The sequence below is a fragment of the Candidatus Frankia nodulisporulans genome (assembly GCF_902806475.1).
Lineage (GTDB): Bacteria > Actinomycetota > Actinomycetes > Frankiales > Frankiaceae > Frankia > Frankia umida.
In genome coordinates, this window is record NZ_CADCWS010000480.1 from 1 (window position 1) to 1,372 (window position 1,372).

A 1,372-nucleotide genomic window follows, 5' to 3' on the forward strand; every position below is an offset into this window, starting at 1 on the left:
GAGCTCATCGGACCTCTCGTTCGAGCTGCGGGCGTGCCCGCTGTCAGCTGCGTATGCGCGCGCAGCCCACCGTTGTGACCACTGCCCGAGTGGCCGAAGCAACTCCATGAGCTCGCGGCCGTCGGCGGTGAGGCGATAGCCCCCGTCCCCCCGCTCGACGATCCCGGCCACCGTGAGGTCGCGCAGCCGGTCGCGCAACACGCTCGACGACACGTCGTCGCAGCGGTGCGCAAGGTCGCGGAACGTGGCGTCGCCCTCGTGGAGTTCCCAGACGACGCGCAGCGCCCACCGGCGTCCGACGAGGTCGAACAGCGCCATGATCGGACGTCCGGTGGTCGAGCCGCGTACCGGGCGACCGGGGATCGGAGTGCTGGCCATGCGAGAAGTATTGCTTCTGAAAGCAAAGCATGCCACCCTTGAGCTGTGCCTCTGATTCCAAAGCATCTGAGGGGCATCCACATCGCTGTCTACGCCGGAAAGGCCGACCTGACGGACGAACAGGTCGCCTCGCTGGCCACCGGGGACCCTGCAGACGCCTGACGGACCGACCCTGCAGACCATGGTCCCCGCGACCGTAGACGCTCCGCACCAGCGCGCAGACCTCGACGACGCCGAGTGGCAGACACCGCGGACGCGGTGGGCGAGGACGCCGCGGCCGACCTGCTTCTGCTCTGCGGCTGGTACCACGTGATCTCTTTCGCCATCCCCAACGACCCCGAGAGATTCGACAACCACTCAAGGAGGCAACTGCCCGATGTACCGACTGACCGTGGTCTATGACGAGCCTGCCGACAAAGAGGCCTTTGACCGCCGCTACACCGACGAGCACATCCCCCTCGTCAAGGCCTCGCCCGGGCTGGTCAGATTCCAGCTCAGTCACCCGCAGGGCGGCACGCCGTACCTCGTCGCCGAGCTGTTCTGGCACAGTGAGGACGCCTTCAATGCCTGGGCCGTGACGCCCGAGAGGGCCGAGGCCCGCAACCACGCGGAGGGCTGCGGAACGACGTTCACGACCTACACCGGTGACGTCGCCGAGGTCTGACCGACCGCGCTGGTCCGTTCTCTGACCAGTACCACAGCGACGATGGTCGGCGTGTGATCTCTTGCTTCGAGTGCGGTGTGGTGCAGTGTGGGCGCAAGAGCGGCCACCGTGTGTTTCTCCATGTTTTGCGGAAACAAAGGGAGAGACCGCGGTGACCGCGACTCAGAGTGCATCCGAGGTGGATGTGGCGATGTGGGAGGCGGGACTGGAGGAACTTTTTGGCCGAGCGGAAGGCTGCCACACAAAGATCACTGGCGCTGTGGTAACAGTCGTGCGGGCGCCGCGCGGGACGGGCACCGCGTAGGGATCGCGGAATCCCCGGCGCCGTTC

2 protein-coding genes are annotated in these 1,372 nt (G+C 66.6%); one reads left to right on the forward strand and one right to left on the reverse strand.

What is annotated here, in order from left to right; genetic code table 11:
- A partial coding sequence (locus G6R24_RS20960; RefSeq protein WP_225438887.1) for a winged helix-turn-helix transcriptional regulator occupies positions 1-318 on the reverse strand: 318 nt, incomplete at its 3' end.
- A gap of 436 nt (positions 319-754) precedes the next feature.
- On the opposite strand from G6R24_RS20960, the gene G6R24_RS20965 reads away from it, so the two are divergent.
- The gene (locus G6R24_RS20965; RefSeq protein ID WP_163550837.1) at positions 755-1,042 is read left to right on the forward strand and encodes an EthD family reductase; all 288 of its coding nucleotides are present in this window, start codon (positions 755-757) and stop codon (positions 1,040-1,042) included.
- Positions 1,043-1,372 lie beyond the last annotated feature (330 nt).